Here is a 19,484-nt window from a genome sequence, read left to right as displayed (position 1 = left end):
AGAGATCGTCGAACGGCAGTCAGCGAGGAGAGACTGGTGGGAAATGTGACACAGCGCCGTCGCTGACTTAGGAGCGCCACTCACCGATACGGTTCCGGAGTCGACCCGGAATGCCGAGAATCGAGAGGCCGGCACCGAACAGCACCATCAGGAAGTAGACACCGAGCGTCGACGTCCAGACGGTAAACATCGCGAGGATCGCCCAGATCCCCTCGAGGAAATAAAACGCCGCGATGCTCATGGCCGTTCCATACAGCAAGACGAGATACGGTCCCCAGCCATGGGCGTGGCCGCTGCGAACGCGTCGACGGACGTACCGTTTGAGTTCGCCCTCGAGCGAGTCTTTCTCGACTGTTCGACGTTCGACGTTGCCCTCGAACTCCTCGACGCGGTCGCGCAGGCGTTCGATCTCCTCGCGGAGTGCTGCCGGATCGTCCGCACGGTCACGGGTCCGGGCACTCGGACTCGAGCGCGAGTGGGTGCGTGTCTGCGAGTCGGTTGGTTGATCGCTGGTGCTCGAGCGATCTGCTGGATCCGTACCCCCCTCGTCGCCACCCGTAGCGTCGTCAGTCATCGCTTCTACCTCATCCTGTCGAGCGCGGGGACTTTGTAGCTGCCGATCCAATTCACGGTCGGCGAGGACGGCATTGCAGACGGCACCGAAGACGAGGATGATCGCGCCGAGATACAGCCAGATGAGCACGAGAAAGACAGCCCCGAGCGCGCCGTAGATGACCTGCTCGGATGCGAGCGAGGCGTACACGGTAAACGCCCGACTCAACACGAACCAACCGACGGCGGCGAGAACCGTTCCCGGAAGCGCCTCGCGAATACCGACATTTGCGTTCGGAAACACAACGTATAGCGGCAGGAACGTAACGACGAGTCCCAAGAGGACCAGAACCGGGCCAACCGGACCGAGATCGATAATCGGAACGAATCGGAGCACGATCTCGAGAATGCCGACCAACGCGAGACCGCCTGAGATCACCAGAAAGACGATCATGGCGTCCCAGACGGTATCGAGCAGGGATTTCGTCGCTGCGGTGCCGTACACCTTCGAAAAGGCGCGGTCGAGCCCGCGGAAGACGCGACTCGAGCCCCAGATCAGACCGAAAGCACCGACAATCGTGGCGCTTTGACGGCCACCCTCATCGAGGACCGTCTCGGCGAGCAGTTGCTGTGCCGTTGGTGTCAGAACGTCGCCAGCGGCGGCTGTGAGTCGGGCTGCGAGCGTTTCACCGCCAATCGATGCAGCGATCCCGAGAGCGAGCAACATGAGCGGAACGAGCGAAAGGAAGCCATAGAAGGCAACACCGGCAGACAGGAGCGTCAGCTGTTCGGTGCGGGCGATATCGAGGGCGCGACGACTGTACTCGAGTGCAGAACTACGATCAATCACGTACCCCACAGTTAGGCGGCCAGAAAGATATGTTATTGTGTGGCACGAACTCGAGTCTGTCACGGACCGTGGCATTATCTGTCGGCACGGTAACTCTATCGTATGGAACAGCGACGGTGCCCAGACTGTGGCGTGACGATGGAGCCGACTCCCGTCCGCGACGGAGAGGGGATGAAACTGACGATCAGAACGGGAAAACGAGATGGACTGCTCGGAAAATTGGGTGTCTCGGACAGCGCACGCTTGCAGGCGGTCTGTTGCCCGGAGTGTCGACTCGTCAGGCTCTATGCTGAGGACGACGACTGACGGCGAGTACCGTACGCGTTAGACAAGTCCATCTTCGGTCGCCGTTCGAATCTCGCCGACGCTCGCGTCCGTCTTGAACGTCGTTCCGCCATAGTGGGCGCTCGAGGCTTCATAGCCCGCTGCTCGCAAATCTGCGAGAAAGTCGTCCATCGCGTTCGCCGGTAGCCCCCAGGTGCGACACAGTTTATGCTGATCGTAGTGCGTCGGCTCGTCGAGTTCGTCCTCGAGCGTTCGACAGAGCTCTCGGCCCTTCTCAGCAGTGCCAAACGAATCCGGAAGCGTCTCGCGGACCTCGGCGACGAACTCGGAGTCGCAGTAGGCATCCAGCCAGACCGGGCCAGCCACGAGGATGCGCTCGCCGCCGCAGTGGGGACAGGACTCGAGTGGGTCCGCGATCATGCCGTACTCGGCCTCGCGATACAGGCAATCCTCGCAGTGAGAGATGTAGCCGAGGTGCTTGAGGGTGGCGTCGGCCGCGCTGGCTTTCCGGTCGAGCTCGAGATAGGTGCGGACGTAGTGGCTGCTGGCGTGGGTGAGAATTGGTTCGACCCCGACATCGAAGCGCGCTGCGCTGCGCGCGAGTGCCGACAGTAGGGTTCGAACACCCATTTCGGCGTGGTAGTCCGTATTCTGTGGGACGGCGCTGTAGGATCGAATGCCGCTGTTGAAGTGTGCGCCACACAGCGGCGCGGTGTCGGTCGCGGTTACACAGACCAGATCCCGACAGCGTGCAAAAGCCGCGTCGGCAAAGGGCATCGGCGAGCCGTAGGGGTCGAGGTCGATCACGTCGAACGCCTCGTCGTGCATGAGCGCGTTGACGTTCCGGTGTTCGACTCGCGTCTCCTCGGCAAGGCCGACGCGCTCGAGGTTTTCTTGAGCCAGATCGACTGCCTCGGAGTCTAAGTCACAGCAGGTCACGTCCCAGTCGTCAGCGGCTGCTCGAGCGCCGCGGATGCCGCTTGCGGTCATCGCATCGAGATAGCTCTCGGCGCGCTCTTCGCGCTCGCGGAAGGCTCGCAGCGTCGCAATCGTCAGATCCCGATTCAACTCCTGGCGCGGATTATAAAAGACCGACTCCTCGATGCCCTCGGTCTGTTCGCCGGGGACCTCGAGTTCAAGTCCACCCTCGGTGACGCGCATACTGCGTCTCATCGCGGGAACGCGAAAAGCGCCGTGATTGTCGACTGGCGCTGAGGCATGACCCACAGAATAAGCGCGGGACAACCGAACCGATTTTACAGTCCGGGACACAGTCACGAACGTGTCGAACGCGAACCCCGTCGAGCAGTGGCAAGCCGACCTCGAGGAGGCAGGCGAGTTGACGCCGGATCTCGTCGATCAGATCTCGCGTCTGCACGGCGACCGTGGGGTTCGCGCCATCGAGGCCGTCGGCGAGGGTCGCGTCAAAGCCTACCAAGATTTTACGATTGTCGTCGGCTACGATGACGAGTACATCGTCGAAGACGGTGGCTGTACCTGCAAGGACAGCGAGTACAATCTGGACGATGAGGATCCGACAGAGCTGTGCTGGCATGCCCTCGCGGTCGCCATCGCCCGCCGTGTCGGCCACGTCGACTACCACGACATGTGGTACTCGGAAGTCCGCGAGTTGCTGTAACTACACCGCAGTCGCGTCATCCGTCGGCGGCCCCGCACGTGCGCGAACGAGTCCGAAGACGATGATGGCTGCCCCACCGAGCAGGAGCATGCCTCCGAGAAGTGACAGCGGTGCCTGGACGATGCCGGAAATGGCCATATACAACCCAATCGCGACGTAGCCAACGCTCTGGATCTGCCACCACTCGAGCGTCTGCGTTCCGACCGACAGCTGATCGACGACACCTGCAACGACGAACGTTATCCCCGCCAACAGCATCAGTCCACCGCCAGCGAGCGTCAGGAGTGCCGTTGTCGAATCCAATCCATCGAGCAGCACCTCGAGACTGGACCACAGCGACCACCCGAAGGTTGCAAGAAAGAGGACACCGATGGCGAGACTCACGCGTCGTTCGAACTGCGGCATGACCAGAGACTGTGAGCGCGTGGAATAAAGTAGTGTGGGAACGGCTCAGGTGGGAAAGTGCACGTCGATTAGGCGGGGGTGTGCACGTTGGCTCCGGACAGACGCCGAATCACATCCCGGACGGTCGCTGCATCGTCAGGGTGGGTCCCGTAGACGAACCGGTCAGCATAGGGCTCGAGTTGTTGGGTCAGCTCTGCAAGCCGGTCGGCCTCGGTGTCGGCCGCTGAGAGTTGAATCGTGAGCGGGACGTCCAGGCCCTCGAGTTCGCTTGCAAACCCCTGTGCCAGTGACTCGACCCAGTAGGTCGTCCCGTAGCCGACGCCACAGAGGGGGACGACGAAGCCGTCGACGTGTGGCTCGAGTGCAGCCGGCTCGAGACCGGTCCGCTCGCGCAGGTGGCCGGGATACGGATCCGGATACAAGGTCACGAGCAGGTCGCCGGTGACGCGCTCGGCAGCGTCAGCGACGAACGCCGTGATGAGCGCTGCCCGCCAGACTCCGCGGTCGGTGTGGTCGCTCTCATCGAACGCGTGATCACAGCGCTCGCAGTGACAGAACGATGCGCCGGGAACGCCGACCGTCGTGAGTCGAACGTCGCCGACGCTGCCGACGCGTTCGATTCGCTCGAGCAGCGCCTCGCGGTACTCGGAATCACTCGGACAGACAGTCCCCCAGTGATGCCCGCGAGCATCGGGTGTTGCACGAACTCCGTCGGCGGTCACGGCAGCCCGTGTCGGGTCGTCTCGAACCGTCGCCGTATCGCCCCAGCAGGCAACGGCGTTGATTGCCGCCTCGAGCGGTTCGCGACGCGTCCCATCGACGGCCTCTGCGAAAAAGTGTGGCCGGTCACCGACGCCTGCTTGCGCCAGTTCACGGTCGTCGGTCAGCACGCCATACATACCAACGGGTTCGCAGAACACAGACGTAAAGCCACCCCACTCGAGCGCGGACGGGTGTCAGTCCGACTCGTTACACGCGGCGATAATCACTTCGGGATCGTCAATCAGCCGATTCTCCATGTAGTTACCCTTTCCCTTCCCCGCCCACTTGCGCTCCTGTTCGATGATCGAGAGAAACTCGAGTTCCGAGAGGATATCCCGAACCCGACGGAGCTTCAGGTGGTCAGACTGATCGCGATCACAGAGGCGCTTGTAGAGTTCGTAGGCCTCGTTCGTCCGCACCGGCACGTCAGTCCCCTCTTTCTGCTGGGTGAGCAACGCCATGGCCTCGAGGACGAGTTTCGCGTGACTCGGACTCTTGGAGATGAGTTCGGCCAGCCGGCTCGTCTCCTCGCGTTCGTGGGCCTGATCGACGCACGACTCGGTCACGCGCTCGCGGTCGTTCTCCTCGGCGATCTCGCCCGCAAAGCGGAGAATGTCGATTGCCTTGCGCGCGTCGCCGTGTTCGCGGGCCGCGAGGGCGGCGACGCGGGGAACGACGCCGTCCTCGAGGACGCCCTCGTGGAATGCGTCGGAGCGCGAGCGGAGAATCTCGCGGATCTGGGTCGCATCGTAGGGCGAGAAGACGTACTCGCGTTCACACAGACTCGACTTGATGCGTTCGTCGAGTGAATCCTTGTACCGGACCTTGTTCGAAATGCCGATGACGCCAACCGTACTCGAGGTGAGTTTCCCGGATTCGACGGCTCTCGAGAGTTGCATCAGGATATCGTCGTCTTCGATCTTGTCGACTTCGTCGAGGATGATCAAGGCGACGTCGTAGCGCGTGTCGATGATCTGCCAGAGCCGACGGTAGTACTCGGCTGTGCTCAGCCCCGAGTGAGGGATCGAAATGTCCGTCTCGGCTTTGTCGTTGAGCCGATGGCCAGCCGACTGGACGGCCTGCGTTTCGGTTGATTCCTGCAGACAGTCGACGTAGGCGACGCCAATCGAGATATCATTTTGCTTGGCGCGGTCGATTGCCTGATTCGTGATAAACTTCGAGCACAGCGATTTGCCAGTGCCCGTCTTTCCGTAGACGAGGACGTTGTTTGGCGTATTCCCACGCGTCGCGGGCTTGATCGCGTTCGCGAGATTCGTTAGTTCGTCCTCACGACCGATGATTCGATCACCGTCGGGGAGGTGTGAGACCTGCAGCAGCTCCTTGTTCCGGAAGATTTCGTTCTCCGTTCCGAAATAGTCCATCGAATCCGACATTCACTGCTCGAGGATACGATTCGGCCCTATCTTAAACCTTCGGAACCGCGTTTCCGCTGTATAGGATGGGTCTCCCCGCGTGATGTCTCGAGAATCCGATTGTACACCCCTCGGTTCCGCTGTATAAGGGCCAAGACACCCCGTGGTTCCGCTGTATAGACCGGGACGATTTCGGTGGGTATCTCGAGTGCATTACTCGAGGTCCACGCGATGTGAGTCCCTAGTCGCCGACACAGAGACGTGACCGGGTACCCCTGATTGCCGCTGTATACATACGCCGGACCCCCGAGTGCCGCTGTATCGATTCCCGGAAGTGCAGCCAGTCCGAGACACTCTTTGAGTCGACCTGCTGACGTCAGCCAGCCACGGTTCCGCTGTATTCGAACGCGAACTCGTGTCAAGAGACCCATTGGTGGGGATTCTCACCCCGGAGTGCCGCTGTATGGGGAGACAGACACCCCGCGGTGCCGCTGTAACGATATCCGTGAGTGGTCGAGTCGAAATGGTGGGTGGACTGGTGAATTGCTCGAGTCACTGCACTGCCGAGATACCAATCAGTCACAATTCTCAGCGCCAGAGGAGAGCCGGTATTGATACCAAAGTCACGGGAATGAGGCCTCGAGAAGGGTGAATTTACCTCGAACTCGGGTGGTGTTCGATCCGAATCGAACAGATATCGTTCGATTGACTTACTGGACTATTACAAAGATATTGTATTTATCTATTCTGGTATTGGGACAAGGATGGTCAAACAGTGAACTTGGAAAGTTGAGACGAGTTCGGAGAACCACACCGCTATCGAACAATGCTGTTTCCAGAGAGTACCGGCCCGCTCGTAGACAAACGACTCACAGTTGGCGATACTCGAGTCCGAGTCACTTCGAAAACTGCACGCCCACCGCACCACTATACAGCGGCACTCCGGGGTGTGTCTCCACGGCAGCACACAGAAATACGACCGCAGGGTCACTCCTGACTGCAAATTACAACGAAGTTCTGAAGGATCTGTAACCCAGTCTCTCACGCCCACCTTTTTCCACTCGGGTTCGTTCCACTCACCCTCGCGCAAAAATCTGTCTGGCGAGAGCGTGCTCTCGCTGACCGTTGCCTCACTTCGTTCGGCAAGAGGCCAAAAAACCGCTCGCTCACGTTGTTCGCTCGCGGCCGTCACTCCTGACTGCAAATCTCAACGAAGTTCCGTAGGATCTGCAACCCAGTTTCTCCGCTCTTTTCGGGGTGAAACTGCGTGCCGAAGACGGTGCCATCCTCGTTGGCGATGATCGACGGGAACTCGAGGCCGTACTCCGTGGTCGCGACGGCTGCGTTCTCGTCGTCCGGGACAGCGTAGTAGGAGTGGACGAAGTAGGCGTACTCGCCGTCGACGGATCCGTCTGCTGGTTGCGTCTCCGACGCAACGTTGTCGACGCCCTCGACCAACGGGTGCTCGCGCTCGACCTCGAGTTCGTTCCAGCCCATGTGTGGGACCTTCTGACCCTCGTCGAATCGAACGTTGGTTCCCGGAATCAGGTCCAGGCCCTGGACAGCGGCGTCGCCATCAGTTTCGCCTTCCTCACTGGTCGTCAACAGCATCTGCATCCCGAGACAGATCCCGAACAGCGGCGTGTCGCTTGCTGCAATCTCGAGGAGTTCCTCGCGGAGCGGATCAGCGTTCTCGACACCTTCGCGAAACGCGCCGACACCGGGGAGGACAATCCCATCGGCAGCGGCGAACGCGTCGGGGTCGTCGGTGATCTCGACATCGGCACCAGCGCGCTCTAAGCCGCGAGTCACGCTGCGGAGGTTCCCCAGGCCGTAGTCGACGACGACGACGGATGCAAGCGATTGCTCGGTTGCAGACGAAACAGTGCTCATACTGGTACTCGGTGGGAAGCGCTAAAGTGCATTACCCTTCCCGCTAACCTTACACGGTCAGACCAATCGGTACTGCGATCAGACGTCTCCCCACCACAATCAGAAGTTGTCGAGGTGCGTCTGGCCGCTTCCGCCCTCGCTGCCCTCAACGCCAGCGAGTTCCGCTGCATGTGCAATCGTCTCGTTGAACGTGTCTTCCTGACTGCGGTCATACAGCATCGCCGCGGGGTGGACACAAATCAGGAGTCGCCGTGGCGTCCCCTGAATCCGCACCTCCTCGACGGTGCCTGCTTCCTTGGTCACCGCAACCGAGCGCTCGAGGAGGTGTTCACTCGGCACCTTCCCGAGCGTGATAATCACGTCCGGATCGACGCGGTCGATTTCGGTCTCGAGGTAGCCACGGCAGTTGCTGAGTTCCTCGGTAGTTGGATCGCGGTTCTCCGGCGGTCGACAGCGTACGCAGTTGGTGATCCGAACTGACTCGCGGTCGAGTCCGACAGTCCGAAGTTGATCGTCTAACACGGAGCCGCTGCGGCCGACGAACGGCTCGCCCTCCGTATCTTCCTGTGCACCCGGCCCTTCGCCGACGAACAGTACGTCGGCGTCTTCGGGTCCGGTGCCGTTGACGATCTGACTGCGAGAGTCGACCAGTTCGGGACAGCGCGTACACTCGGTCACGGAACACTCTTCCATCTCGCCCATAGGTGCTGGCTTTGCCGGACACCTACTACGTCTTTCGCCTTTCCGATTCCGAATCCGCTGTCTGCGACCGCGCGTAGGTATCGCCCGCTCGAGCCGCGAGCCGTGCGACCCGAATCGGTTCCGGTCGGCCGCCTTCGGGCGTAAATCCGCGAACGACCTCGGCTGCCACATTGCGCTCGAGGCCAACACACCTGACGTAGACCGTCTCGTCGTTGACAGACACCGCCTGGCGCTCTGGGAGCGAGCGATACGTCTCGAGGCGCTGGTCGCGTTCGCCATCCGAAAACGCACCGCGAATGCCGGCCTCGAGGCCGTCGCTGTCTTCGAACGTAACGGCGATCACCGGCCGGTCAGCTGTGCGTGCAATCTCTGAGAGATTGAGAACGTTGTACCACGCGGGGGCGACAGCGCCGAGCAAGACGTACCGAACGTCCGGGCGACCGAGATCAGCAACGAGTTCACAGACGGCGGCCGTCGCGTCCGTGCCGCCGACAGTACACGACGTGTATGCGAGTCCGTCGACCACCTGATCGGCACGCACGACAGCAGCCGCGAGTGTGCTCTCCGAACCGGTCTCGTCGTCGCCGTGGTACGATTCGGCGATGCCCAGCGCCCGCACCCCGGCTTTCATCGGCTTACTCGTCGCCGTCTTTTATGTCTTTGAGTCGGTCGAGCAGTTCATCGCTCGAGGCCCCATTTTCGAATTCTATCGTTCCGTCGTGATCGGTTTCCGAGGACTGGACTGCATCATCGTCATCAAAGTCAGCATCGACGTCTTGTTGCTCGGATTCGTCGTAGCTCCCGAATCCCATACAGGTAACCATACGAGCGTGAGAGTCAAAAAATCCATGGTCAATTATTGCGACAAATACACTGCGAAAATCAACTGTCGCTTCTGATTTCGAGGCAACGTCGGGTGGGCGACACCAGGATTTTACTGTCTGATACTGAGAGAGCAACTATGGAAGTCCATCACGTCACAGAGGATGCAGAGACGTTCACCTGCAACGCGTTTCTGGTGGTCGGCGAGGAGACAACGCTGGTCGATGCCGGCTCGTGGGACGGCGTCGTCGACGCCATTGCCACCCACACCGACGACCTCGATACCGTCGTCCTGACCCACCAACACGGCGACCACGTCGAGCAACTCGAGGCCGTCGTCGATGCCTTCGATCCCGAGGTGTACGCCCATAGCCATCACGAACTGCGTGATTACGCACTCGATGATGGCGATACCGTCCACATTAGCGGCAAGGAGTTCGAGGTGGTCTACACGCCTGGCCACGCTGATGACCACGTTTCGTTCGTCTCCGAGTCAACGCTGTTCTCCGGCGATGTCGTCGTCCACGACGACGGCGCGTTCGAGTACGGCAGTTTCGGCCGCACCGACATGCCGGGCCAGTCACGCGAGCGACTCATCGAGAGCATCGAGGATTTACTCGAGCGCATGCCTGCGGACGTCAAGCACATGTACGCCGGTCACGGCGGCATCTTCCACGGCGACGTGCGCGATGTCGTCGAGACGGCACTCGAGCGTGCAGAAAAACGAGAGCCGAAGTATCCTGAGGAGTGAGACTCCGTTCGGCAGTCTCAGTCGTCGCTCACGGTTGCTGTCGCATCGTCGGCCGCGTTTTCGGACGGCTGGAACCAGCTATCGATATTCTCTGCGACGTAGTCTTTTCCGCCCCAGCCGAACGCGATGCCGACAGCCAGCGCGAGCGCGAGGCCGGCGGCGTACGCGAACGCCTGCGCGAACGTGTGGAGGATGGTCACGTCGACGCCCATCGTGTCGAGACCGATGACGAGAACGACGAAGTACAGAAACGCCTTGGTCGTCCCGGCCGCGAGCGGCGAGATATCGAACCGGTCGGCGAGTACGGAGTCGCGAACTTCGTCGGTTGCCCAGTTGGCCACGTAAAAGCCCACGAACAGAACTGCGCCGCCGATAACGAACGGCGGGACGTAGCCCAGCAGTTCCTGGAGGTAGTCGGTCAGATACCAGTTCGTCGTCGCAATCTGAATGAGGAGCCACTCGATCGCAACAACCAGTGCGATCGCTGCCACGTAGAACTTGATGAGGACTCCAAACACCCTCGAGACGCCGTCGTCGCCGTCCGGAAACAGCGCGTCGAAGGGAGTCTCACGGACTTTTTCGTCGAGTTCGACACGACGGCCGGCGTCGGTGACCATCGGCTCGAGTTTCCTTCCGAGATAGAGTCCGATGTAGACGAGTACCGCAGCGCCGATCAGTGTCGGCAGGAATTCGACGAATCCGACGATGTTATCCGTAACTGCCATTCGAATGCCGTCGATAAGCAGTGGTTGCATCATCGGTCACCTCCAGTATTCGCGCTCATCTCAATTTTCTGTTCAGTCGTGGATATGGACACGATCATGGCCGAGAGTTGGAATCAACCTAATTAGTGTCTTTGATTTACGTCTAACGCACAGACATTTTGAGAAGTTAGGTCCGAATAATTATGGATAGTTATACGTATCAGTTATCGAGGGGACTGGCCAGCACACGCTACCCACTGGTTCGTGGACGGTCGATACTGAACGAATAACGGAACGAAAAACGCAGGAACGCAGCGTTATGCGGCGCGGGGTTCTTTGGCTTTCGGACGCAGGTTCTTGTAGCCGCACTTGCGGCAACTGTCTGCATCCTGTGGATTGCGTGCGTTACAGCGCATGCAGATCATCTTCTCGAGTGTCCGGTCTTCGGCAGCGTCGAAACTTGGCATGTCGCTCCGTTAGCCCGTGGTACATATAACCGCTGTGGTCCCGACTCACTCGCGTGTGATCAGTCCTCGTCAGTGACAGCGTCGTCGTCCGCCAAATAGTCGTCCTGAACGGCGACAACCTCGCTCGAGTCGGCACACTCGCTGTAACGCCGAAGCGGTTCCTCGTTCAGCGTCAGGAAGGTCTTGCCCCACCGAAACGGCTCGAGGAGGGCGTCGGCGCGGTCGTACTCGTCGAAGATACAGCAGGCGGCCGCGAGCGCCTCGACGGTTGTCAGTTGAAACGGGCGGCCGTAGTTGATTGGGTTTGCGGCGACGAGAAACGGCAGGGCGCGATGAACGCCGTTCATGCGAAACGAGGCTGCTTCGGCGGACTCCCACGAGCAATCCAGCGCGACCAGCGTGCCGAGTCCGTCTTCGGCATCAGCCGGCGAGAGGGCTTGCTCGGCATGGGGGTTGAGAACGACGCCGTAGGGGACCTGACGCATCGAGCGATGGAGAATCGCCTCATCGAAGCGCTCGAGTCGACGGGCGGTACACTTGTCGGGGTCGTCATCCCCCTCGTAGTAGACGTGACACTCCACGATAGGTCGACTTCGGGCGCACGCGAGAAAAGCGGGTCGATACTCGACCTCGAGCACATCGGCTGGTTGCGGGTGTCTGTTCTGACCGAACAGCCGAGCCAGCCCACACTTTTGACACTCGCGTCGAAAGAGCGACGTATGGACCCAGCCGGTCTCGTTCGACAGTACTACGACGCACTGGATGGCCACGAGTACGAGCGACTCGAGTCGATCCTCGCGCCCTCGTTCGTCCAGCGCCGGCCGGACCGAACCTTCGATGATCGAACAGCGTTTATCCAGTTCATGCGCGGGGAGCGGCCGAATCCGAACACTCGCCACGAGATCAACGCTCTCGTCGCAGACGACGAACTGGTCGCCGCTCGAGGCACTGTCGTCGATACTGACTCAGATGAGACGCTGTTCGAGTTCGCTGATTTCTTCTCGCTTGCAGACGGGAAAATCCGGCGTCTCGAGACCTACGCTCGATGATGAATTGAACTGCGCACTCGAGACGGTCAGCGGTGGACTGATTTTCGTCAGAGCAACAGAAAATATTCATAGGAGCTAACTCGTTTGTGTGTATGGTTCACTGCCCTGACTGCGGAGCCGACTTCACGAGTGACTCGGACGTTGACTTCGTCGAAATGGATGCCTCGACTGGATTCTTCGCGGCGTCGAAACGGTTCTACCTCGTCGCTTGTACCGAGTGTGGCGCGGCAATCGGGAGCGGCGTCGCCGGCGCAAAATCATAACGAACTCACGTTCTACCCAATCGGCCGAGTGATGGACCGCGCAGCGGCGAAGATGCACCTGTACCACATACCGACCATGTTCGGTTTCGATTTTCACACAGCTGGAATCATTCCTTCGTATCGGGAACGACAAGTCCGGTTCAAGTAAACAGTCGTTCAACGTGTACCCGTAAGGTGACCACCAATGGCAGCAGCTTCGGAAAATCGGCTGAAAAGCCGGTACGGCGGTGTGACGCTCGAGGGTGAACCCCACGCGTTGAGTGCGTGGTTCGTCGTCGGATTGCGGGTAACGATGGGGCTTGTCTTCCTGGGTGCTGGACTCGGGAAGGTAACGGGAGAAGCGTTCGACGCAAGCGGCTACCTGATGGGGGCAAGCGGCCCCTTCGCCGGTGTCTTCGAATCGATGGCGGCAAACCCGGCACTCATGGACATGGTCAACGTGATCGTCCCGGCAACCCAGCTCCTGATCGGTGTGGGCCTGCTCGTGGGCGGACTCGTCAGGCTCGCAGCCTTAGGCGGGGCCATGCAGATGTCGATGTTCTACCTCGCCAGTTGGGACGTCGCTGGCCCGCTCGGGTTCGCAAACAGCGACTTCGTCTACCTGATGGTCTTCCTGACCATCGCCGCACTCGGCGCTGGACGCATCCTCGGTGCCGACCGCTACATCGAACAGTTCGAGGTCGGCGGCGAGAAACTGATCGAGCGCTACCCGAAACTCCGGTACATCCTCGGCTAAGGACGGACAGCTAACCGATCCGACTCTTTCGAGCGCTGTTTTCCCTCGGTTTGAGACAGTCAGAGCAATTGCGCAATGACTACAGTCTCGTGTTGTGAACAGAGGAACGACAATGCCATCGATACGTCGGCTTCTCGGCGGACTGCTCGTCAGTGTGCTCGGTATCGTCGTTATCGGGCTCGTCGCAATCGTCGTTTTCGCGGTCGCAATCTTCGTCATTTCGACGGGTGCGGGACTGGCGGGCTACGAACCGAGCGCGAACTACGTCGTGCTGTCGGCGTCACTGGTTGTCGTCGCCGTAATACTCACCGGCGGCTTCACGCCACGGCTCTCGCGAGATCAGACGGACGATACGGAGGGCGACGGCTTCGATGATCGGACGTTCAACTAGCTGTTTCAGTTACCCTTTCGATAGGTTCGTTTAACTGAGAGACGGTGCAATACCGGGTATGGCGATTGCAACTGCTGTCAGAGCTGTCGGCGCTGTCTTCCGGCGGCGACCGGCCGACATCTTACCGCTGTACGTACTCGGTGCTGCCGTTCCTGCCATTATCCGCGTGATTCCATTTATCGCGGCGTTCATCGGCTACTACTACCTCGAGACGACCGGCCGACTCGAGGCGGCACTGGCCGAGTTCGAGACAGTTGACCCGATGCCGGACCCCCAAGCGAACCCCGATGCGTTCGAGGCCTGGTTCGAACAGTTACTTCCGATACTGGAACTGCTGTTTCCGTTCCCGATACTGGTGCTTGCAGTCGGGACAGTCATTGTGGGCGTTCTCGGTGCCATCATCCTGTACGGCATCGTCACCGCCAGCCAGCTGTCGGCGTGTTACGGGCGGCTGCGTGACGAACGCGGACTCGTTGCCGGAATCGCCGGTGCGCGCCGGTACTGGCTTCGGATCGCCGGTCTCTACGTCCTCGAGTTCTTCCTCTGGGCGGTCGTCCTCGTCGGTGGCGGCATCGGCGCGACGCTGTTCGTCGGACTGCTCGCCGTTGCGGACCCGCTCGTTGGCGTTCTCATGGGTCTGCTCGTCGCGCTCGTGTTCGTCGGCGTTCTCGCAGTCATCCGCGCGCTGTTTGCGTTCGCGCCGGTCGCCGTCGTCGTCGACGATGCAGGGATTTTCGACTCGGTCTCGAGCGCCGGACGGTTCATCCGAGCACAACCCGTCGGAGCTATCGTCTACTACGTGGTGTCGATTGGGGCGATGTTCGCAATCTCGACACTCACTGGCCTGCTCGCGCTCGTCGAGGTCACTGCGATTATTCCGTTGCTGAGTGCACTGGTGTTGTTGCCGGCGCTTGACCTGCTGAAGAGTTCGCTCTACGTACAGTATCGTGGCCGACTGACGCCGCCAGCGCCTGCCGAGCGGCCACTCCGCCGACGAACCACAGGAGGACTGCGACACGGCTGGACCGAAATGGTCACGTTCGTCCGCGGAACGCTTGGCACCCACGCCATCGTCGTCGCCCTCGCGCTCGTGTCGTTCTGGGTCGGCTGGCGACTCGCCGATCCCTACACCGATGTCGGCGTGCTCGAGGCCTCGATTGCGGCCCGACTCGAGGGCCACATGCCGCCGGCTGCAGCCCTCGAGTTCTTCGGCAATAACTGGCTGGTCGCGCTGATGACTGCTTTTGGCGGCCTTGCACTCGCGATTCCAGCGATCTTCTCACTGGTGTTCAACGGCGTCTTCCTGGGCGTCATGGCTCGACTCGAGGTCGAACCGCTCGAGTTGCTGGCGTTCGTGATCCCCCACGGCATCTTCGAGATTCCGGCGATTTTCATCGCAACGGTCGTCGGGATCTCGCTCGGGATTGCGTGGTTCCGAGCCGTTCAGGGACGACTCAGCCGCGTCGCGTTCGCCGACCGCCTCGAGCGTGCGTTTTGGGTGCTGATCGGCGTCGGAATCCTGCTGGCGATTGCCGCAGTGGTCGAAGGCTTCATCAGTCCGTACTACTACGACCTGTTCCTGTAGTGAAACAACGGGCAACACCAGCGACCCGACGCGCGATTTCGACCCGCCGCCGGCCGGGAAACACCGAACCAATAAAGGCCGGCCGGTCCGTCGTGGATGACATGACGACGACGCTCGGAACGGCGAGTGCCGCACCCGGGGAGGTCGATACGGGTCGTCTCGAGGTCGGTGAGACTCGAGACGGGGACCCGTTCGGCCTGCCGGTTGCCGTAATCAACGGCTCCTCATCGGGGAAAACCCTCTATCTGCAGGCTGTCAGTGACGGTGACGAACTCAACGGACTCGGCGTTATCCAGCGCGTCGTGCCCCAACTCGACCCCGCCACTATCACCGGCACGATTCTCATCGTCGGCATCGTCAACTACCACGCCTATCAGGTCGCCGAACACCGGAATCCCATCGACGACACGAAGATGAATCGCGCATATCCGGGCAACGAGTCGGGCACCTCGAGCGAGCGAATCGCTGCAGCAACGTTCGACGTGGCGACACGCGCCGACCTCGTTCTCGACCTCCATCAGGGCTCGACAAGTCGGATGCTCAACGAGGTTCGCGTCCGCTGTGGCAAGCGCCATCGTCTCTACGAGGAGTGCCTCGAACTCGCGAAAGCCTTCGGCTGTGGCTACGTGTTAGATCAGAAAGGCCCCGACGGCCAACTCGCCCGTGCCGCCCCCGACGAGGGCATCCCGACCGTCGACCCCGAACTCGGCGGCTGCGTCGGCTGGGATGATGAAAGCATTCAGAAGGGCGTTTCCGGCGTGTTCAACGTCTTGCGCTACTACGACTTCCTCGAGGAAGCCAACGACTTAGAGCGCCAGACGCGCGCGAACAGTTTCGAGCAGTATGGGTCGCCAAATGGCGGCCTCGTCGAGATGCACAAAGAACTCGGCGAGCGCGTCGCTCATGGTGAGCCCATCTTCGAAATCACGACGGCCTTCGGCGAGACGAAAACGACGGTCACCGCCGACAGCGACGGTATTCTCTGGCGAACCCGCCGACTCCCACAGGTCGCAACCGGCGAGTACGTCTGCTCCGTCGGCACCGATATCGACTCCTACTGACATGCCGAGCGATCTCCACTGTCCCGTCTGCGACCGGACGTACGCGGCCGGCCCCGACGAACCCTGGCGCTGTGTCTGTGGCTGTGCCCTCGAGTTCGTCGAGCAGCCCCTACCCGAAGGAAATCCGCTTCCACTGCCCCGACTCGACACCAGCGACGGCCTCTGGACGTTCTTCGAGTTCCTGCCAATCGAGCCCCACGTCACCTTCTACGAGGGCTTTACACCGCTGGTCGACGCCCCCGAGTGGGACGCCCAATTCAAACTCGAGTACGTCTTTCCGACAGGGTCGTTCAAAGACCGCGGTGCGACGACGACGCTCTCGCGAGCGGTCGAACTCGGCGTCGACACCATCCTCGAGGATTCGTCGGGCAACGCGGGTGCGGCGATTGCGACCTACGCCGCACGCGCAGGCCTCGAGGCGGATATCTACGTTCCTGCAGATGTCAAACAGTCAAAACTGATGACGATCCAGCGCGCTGACGCGCGCCCGGTTCGGATCGAGGGAACCCGCCAGGACGTCACGGACGCCTGTATCGACGCAGTCGAATCGGGAGAGGGCTGGTACGCGAGCCACGCCTGGAACCCCGCGTTCTACGCGGGAACGATGACTATCGCGTTCGAAATCGCCGCCCAGCGCGGGTGGACCGTCCCCGATGCCGTCGTGCTCCCGATTGGTCACGGCACCTTGTTTCTCGGTGCCTACCGCGGCTTCTCGCTGCTCAACGAGGCCGGAATCGTCGACGGAATGCCCCGACTGCTTGGCGCACAGACGACCGGCCACGCCCCCATCGTCGAGGCCCTCGAGGACGAACACGACGACGAGTCCGACGCCGGCAGCGATGACAGTGGCGGCGACAACAGTGACGACCCCGCACCCAGCGAGATCGCCGACGGCATCCAGATCGCCACGCCCGCGCGACGCGACGAGATTCTCGAGGCAATCGAGACAACCGACGGCGACGCAATCTCCCTCGGCGACGACCCCATCGAGGCGACGCTCGACCGACTCCACCGGAAGGGATTCTACGTCGAACCGACGAGTGCGGTCGCACCCGCCGCGCTCGAGGCGTATCGCGCAGACGGCGTCATCGACGAGACCGACGACGTGGTCGTCCCGCTGACCGGCAGCGGATTGAAAACGCTTTGATACCCCCGGCCCAGAGAAGGGCGTAGAGATCGATGGTCAGCCGCCCACCCGACTACTGTCCGCAGTGTGGCGACGCACTCGAGGCGATTACGCTCGAAGATCGCGAGCGACAGCGCTGTCCGACCTGCGAGCGCGTGATCTGGCACAATCCAGTTCCCTGTACCGGCGTCGCTGTCGTCGACCGTTCAGGGCCGGAGCCAGCCGTCCTCTGTGTCGAACGTGGCGTCCCGCCAGGCGTCGGCGAGTGGACCCTCCCCGGCGGGCACATGGAGGTCGGCGAAGAACCACACGTCGCCGCGGCGCGCGAACTCGAGGAGGAATCCGGTATCTCCGTCGACCCGGCGGACCTCGAGGTGCTGGATGCAACCGCACTGGAACCGCACAACGGGAAACACGTCGTCACAATGTACTACGTCGCCGACCGAGCCGACGCGACCGGCGAACCGAACGCCGGCAGCGATGCGAACGCAGCCCAATTCTGGACACTGAGCGAGTTTGCGGCCTCGAGCGAACGCTTCCGGCCGGTGCATGAGGACCGATTCCAGACAGCAGCCACGTTTTTCACGACCGATGCGTAGTCCGTCGTTCGTCATCGGAATCGCCGGGGGAACGGGTGCTGGGAAGACAACAGTCGCCCGCACTGTCGCCGACCACGTCGGGGAAGCCATTACCCGTATTCCAGTGGATAACTACTACGAGGATCTCTCGCATCTCGAACTCACCGAGCGAGAACAGGTCAACTACGACCATCCCGACGCGTTCGAGTGGGACCTCCTGCGCGAGCACCTCGAGACACTGCTCGAGGGGCAACCAATCGAGATGCCACAGTACGACTTCGAGATCCACAACCGCACGGACGACCGCGTCACCGTCGAGTCGAGCGACGTAATCGTCCTCGAGGGTATCTTCGCGCTGTACGATGATGCCATCCTCGAGATGCTTGATCTGTGTCTCTACGTGATGACCGACGCAGACGTGCGCATCCTCCGCCGAATCGAACGCGACGTGGTCGAGCGCGGACGCGACTTAGAGGGCGTCATGGAGCAGTACCTCGAGACGGTGAAACCGATGCACGAGCGCTTTGTCGAGCCGACGACAAAAAATGCAGATGTGATTATCCCCGAAGGCGCGAATCAGGTTGCGGTGGAGTTGCTGATCGAGAAGATTGAGGCGGAACGCTCGAGTGATAGCGGTGCTGGAGCCACCGCTGAGACTGCTGTCGAGCGCGAGCGCCAAGACGAACTGACGTTTTCGGACTCGACGAACTGATTGTCTCGAGTGATTCCCTGCGACCCTCGAGTTCGCTTGCGCGGTTTTCCGATCTGAACGAACTCGAGGAAGACACACCCCGACAGTCGCACTTCTGTCGGTGAAGAAGACTTATTATTGAAACACATAACTTGTCAGTAGTTATGGTGGTTGGGTCTCAGCGGCGGGTGGGGATCGGGTTGGTCGGCGTCGCCATTGCGTGTCTGGCACTCTCGAGTGTGTTCGACGCTGTCGAGCCGTTTTTCCAGCGAGTGAGCCGGTCGATACCGTTTCTGTTCATGTATCCGCGGGTGTCCGTTCAGCTCTTCGATCCGATGGCAATCGGTGTCGTCGCACTGCTTGCCGGAGTGGTCGTCGGAGGCTGGTCGGTGAGACGGCCGTCGGAACCACTGTCGTTTGGCGCGGCCGTCGGAACGGGTGCAGTGGCTGTCGTCGCGGTCGCAGTCCTCGTTGTCGTGCTTCCTCGATACTGGAGTCCGTTCAGATCATCGTCGATACTGACACCACTCACGAGTCCACAGGTGTTCATCGCCTACGGAACTAGTTGGTTGTTCGTGATCGGCATGAGTTCAACCCGACGCCAGCGGTATCTCAGTGTCGCCGGGTTCGCGGCGCTCCCGCTGTTCGGACTGACAGTGCTCGTGGGCTTGATCGCAATAAACGCCGGTTGGGGAGTTCTGCTCGGCCTCTACCTGCTCCCGATTACGCTCGCAGCAACCCTCCTGTCGGTCGTCTACGCACTTCCACTTCTGGCCGCCACACGGCTGCTCGAGTAGTC

At 61.0% G+C, this 19,484-nt stretch carries 25 protein-coding genes; 13 read left to right on the top strand and 12 right to left on the bottom strand.

Annotated features, from left to right (window positions below):
• Nucleotides 1-67: 67 nt before the first annotated feature.
• Complete coding sequence (locus tag B2G88_RS00235; protein ID WP_087713653.1) at nt 68-1,402, bottom strand: YihY/virulence factor BrkB family protein; 1,335 nt, start codon at nt 1,400-1,402, stop codon at nt 68-70.
• 102 nt (nt 1,403-1,504) lie between these two features.
• On the opposite strand from B2G88_RS00235, the gene B2G88_RS00230 reads away from it, so the two are divergent.
• Entirely contained in the window at nt 1,505-1,708 is a 204-nt protein-coding gene (locus B2G88_RS00230) for a hypothetical protein (protein WP_087713652.1), read from the top strand.
• A gap of 18 nt (nt 1,709-1,726) precedes the next feature.
• On the opposite strand, the gene B2G88_RS00225 is transcribed toward B2G88_RS00230, so the two are convergent.
• The gene (locus B2G88_RS00225) at nt 1,727-2,848 is read right to left on the bottom strand and encodes a tRNA (guanine(26)-N(2))-dimethyltransferase (protein WP_054862318.1); all 1,122 of its coding nucleotides are present in this window, start codon (nt 2,846-2,848) and stop codon (nt 1,727-1,729) included.
• A 121-nt stretch (nt 2,849-2,969) separates the two neighbouring features.
• On the opposite strand from B2G88_RS00225, the gene B2G88_RS00220 reads away from it, so the two are divergent.
• Entirely contained in the window at nt 2,970-3,326 is a 357-nt protein-coding gene (locus B2G88_RS00220) for a hypothetical protein (RefSeq protein ID WP_087713651.1), read from the top strand.
• On the opposite strand, the gene B2G88_RS00215 is transcribed toward B2G88_RS00220, so the two are convergent.
• From B2G88_RS00215 to B2G88_RS00185, 7 genes are all read right to left on the bottom strand, one after another.
• Nucleotides 3,327-3,731, bottom strand: coding sequence for a hypothetical protein (locus tag B2G88_RS00215; RefSeq protein WP_054862285.1), 405 nt, complete (start codon nt 3,729-3,731; stop codon nt 3,327-3,329).
• Between the two features lie 68 nt (nt 3,732-3,799).
• Nucleotides 3,800-4,630, bottom strand: a complete 831-nt coding sequence (locus B2G88_RS00210; protein WP_054862317.1) for a hypothetical protein — start codon at nt 4,628-4,630, stop codon at nt 3,800-3,802.
• Between the two features lie 57 nt (nt 4,631-4,687).
• Nucleotides 4,688-5,887 carry a Cdc6/Cdc18 family protein gene (locus B2G88_RS00205; protein ID WP_087713650.1) on the bottom strand — a complete coding sequence of 400 codons (1,200 nt, stop codon included), beginning with the start codon at nt 5,885-5,887 and terminating at the stop codon, nt 4,688-4,690.
• A gap of 1,167 nt (nt 5,888-7,054) precedes the next feature.
• Nucleotides 7,055-7,759 carry an imidazole glycerol phosphate synthase subunit HisH gene (gene hisH / locus B2G88_RS00200; RefSeq protein ID WP_087713649.1) on the bottom strand — a complete coding sequence of 235 codons (705 nt, stop codon included), beginning with the start codon at nt 7,757-7,759 and terminating at the stop codon, nt 7,055-7,057.
• A 99-nt stretch (nt 7,760-7,858) separates the two neighbouring features.
• Complete coding sequence (locus B2G88_RS00195) at nt 7,859-8,461, bottom strand: uracil-DNA glycosylase (RefSeq protein ID WP_087713648.1); 603 nt, start codon at nt 8,459-8,461, stop codon at nt 7,859-7,861.
• 25 nt (nt 8,462-8,486) lie between these two features.
• Nucleotides 8,487-9,092 (bottom strand): endonuclease dU, encoded by a 606-nt coding sequence (locus B2G88_RS00190; RefSeq protein ID WP_087713647.1) that lies wholly within the window; start codon nt 9,090-9,092, stop codon nt 8,487-8,489.
• A 4-nt stretch (nt 9,093-9,096) separates the two neighbouring features.
• Nucleotides 9,097-9,273 (bottom strand): DUF5786 family protein, encoded by a 177-nt coding sequence (locus B2G88_RS00185; protein ID WP_087713646.1) that lies wholly within the window; start codon nt 9,271-9,273, stop codon nt 9,097-9,099.
• 149 nt (nt 9,274-9,422) lie between these two features.
• Here B2G88_RS00185 and B2G88_RS00180 point away from each other — a divergent pair, with 149 nt between their 5' ends.
• A complete protein-coding gene (locus B2G88_RS00180) occupies nt 9,423-10,034 on the top strand; it encodes an MBL fold metallo-hydrolase (protein ID WP_087713645.1) in 612 nt (203 codons plus the stop codon).
• 17 nt (nt 10,035-10,051) lie between these two features.
• On the opposite strand, the gene B2G88_RS00175 is transcribed toward B2G88_RS00180, so the two are convergent.
• From B2G88_RS00175 to B2G88_RS00165, 3 genes are all read right to left on the bottom strand, one after another.
• The gene (locus B2G88_RS00175) at nt 10,052-10,789 is read right to left on the bottom strand and encodes a mechanosensitive ion channel family protein (protein ID WP_054862284.1); all 738 of its coding nucleotides are present in this window, start codon (nt 10,787-10,789) and stop codon (nt 10,052-10,054) included.
• A 266-nt stretch (nt 10,790-11,055) separates the two neighbouring features.
• Nucleotides 11,056-11,205 carry a 50S ribosomal protein L40e gene (locus tag B2G88_RS00170; RefSeq protein WP_087713643.1) on the bottom strand — a complete coding sequence of 50 codons (150 nt, stop codon included), beginning with the start codon at nt 11,203-11,205 and terminating at the stop codon, nt 11,056-11,058.
• Between the two features lie 59 nt (nt 11,206-11,264).
• A complete protein-coding gene (locus B2G88_RS00165) occupies nt 11,265-11,786 on the bottom strand; it encodes a DUF367 family protein (RefSeq protein ID WP_054862283.1) in 522 nt (173 codons plus the stop codon).
• A 138-nt stretch (nt 11,787-11,924) separates the two neighbouring features.
• Here B2G88_RS00165 and B2G88_RS00160 point away from each other — a divergent pair, with 138 nt between their 5' ends.
• The 10 genes from B2G88_RS00160 to B2G88_RS00120 all read left to right on the top strand — a co-directional run bounded on the left by B2G88_RS00160 (nt 11,925) and on the right by B2G88_RS00120 (nt 19,482).
• Nucleotides 11,925-12,254 (top strand): nuclear transport factor 2 family protein, encoded by a 330-nt coding sequence (locus tag B2G88_RS00160; protein WP_054862316.1) that lies wholly within the window; start codon nt 11,925-11,927, stop codon nt 12,252-12,254.
• Between the two features lie 92 nt (nt 12,255-12,346).
• Nucleotides 12,347-12,517 (top strand): hypothetical protein, encoded by a 171-nt coding sequence (locus B2G88_RS19330; RefSeq protein WP_176393145.1) that lies wholly within the window; start codon nt 12,347-12,349, stop codon nt 12,515-12,517.
• Nucleotides 12,518-12,701: 184 nt separating this feature from the next.
• Nucleotides 12,702-13,253 (top strand): DoxX family membrane protein, encoded by a 552-nt coding sequence (locus tag B2G88_RS00155; RefSeq protein ID WP_054862282.1) that lies wholly within the window; start codon nt 12,702-12,704, stop codon nt 13,251-13,253.
• Nucleotides 13,254-13,365: 112 nt separating this feature from the next.
• A complete protein-coding gene (locus B2G88_RS00150) occupies nt 13,366-13,644 on the top strand; it encodes a hypothetical protein (protein ID WP_054862281.1) in 279 nt (92 codons plus the stop codon).
• A gap of 58 nt (nt 13,645-13,702) precedes the next feature.
• Nucleotides 13,703-15,229 (top strand): stage II sporulation protein M, encoded by a 1,527-nt coding sequence (locus tag B2G88_RS00145; protein ID WP_054862280.1) that lies wholly within the window; start codon nt 13,703-13,705, stop codon nt 15,227-15,229.
• Between the two features lie 101 nt (nt 15,230-15,330).
• Nucleotides 15,331-16,290: a succinylglutamate desuccinylase/aspartoacylase family protein gene (locus B2G88_RS00140; RefSeq protein ID WP_087713642.1), complete on the top strand. Its 960-nt coding sequence runs from the start codon at nt 15,331-15,333 to the stop codon at nt 16,288-16,290.
• A 1-nt stretch (nt 16,291) separates the two neighbouring features.
• Entirely contained in the window at nt 16,292-17,437 is a 1,146-nt protein-coding gene (locus B2G88_RS00135) for a threonine synthase (protein WP_087713641.1), read from the top strand.
• Between the two features lie 32 nt (nt 17,438-17,469).
• Nucleotides 17,470-18,015 (top strand): NUDIX hydrolase, encoded by a 546-nt coding sequence (locus B2G88_RS00130; RefSeq protein ID WP_054862279.1) that lies wholly within the window; start codon nt 17,470-17,472, stop codon nt 18,013-18,015.
• The gene (gene udk / locus B2G88_RS00125; protein ID WP_054862278.1) at nt 18,008-18,706 is read left to right on the top strand and encodes a uridine kinase; all 699 of its coding nucleotides are present in this window, start codon (nt 18,008-18,010) and stop codon (nt 18,704-18,706) included. Before B2G88_RS00130 ends, udk begins: the two co-directional genes overlap by 8 nt.
• A 143-nt stretch (nt 18,707-18,849) precedes the next feature.
• The gene (locus tag B2G88_RS00120; RefSeq protein WP_140408806.1) at nt 18,850-19,482 is read left to right on the top strand and encodes a hypothetical protein; all 633 of its coding nucleotides are present in this window, start codon (nt 18,850-18,852) and stop codon (nt 19,480-19,482) included.
• The last annotated feature ends 2 nt before the right edge of the window (nt 19,483-19,484 follow it).

The sequence above is a fragment of the Natronolimnobius baerhuensis genome (assembly GCF_002177135.1).
GTDB classification, from domain to species: Archaea; Halobacteriota; Halobacteria; order Halobacteriales; family Natrialbaceae; genus Natronolimnobius; species Natronolimnobius baerhuensis.
This window is presented reverse-complemented; position numbering and strand designations above follow the sequence as displayed.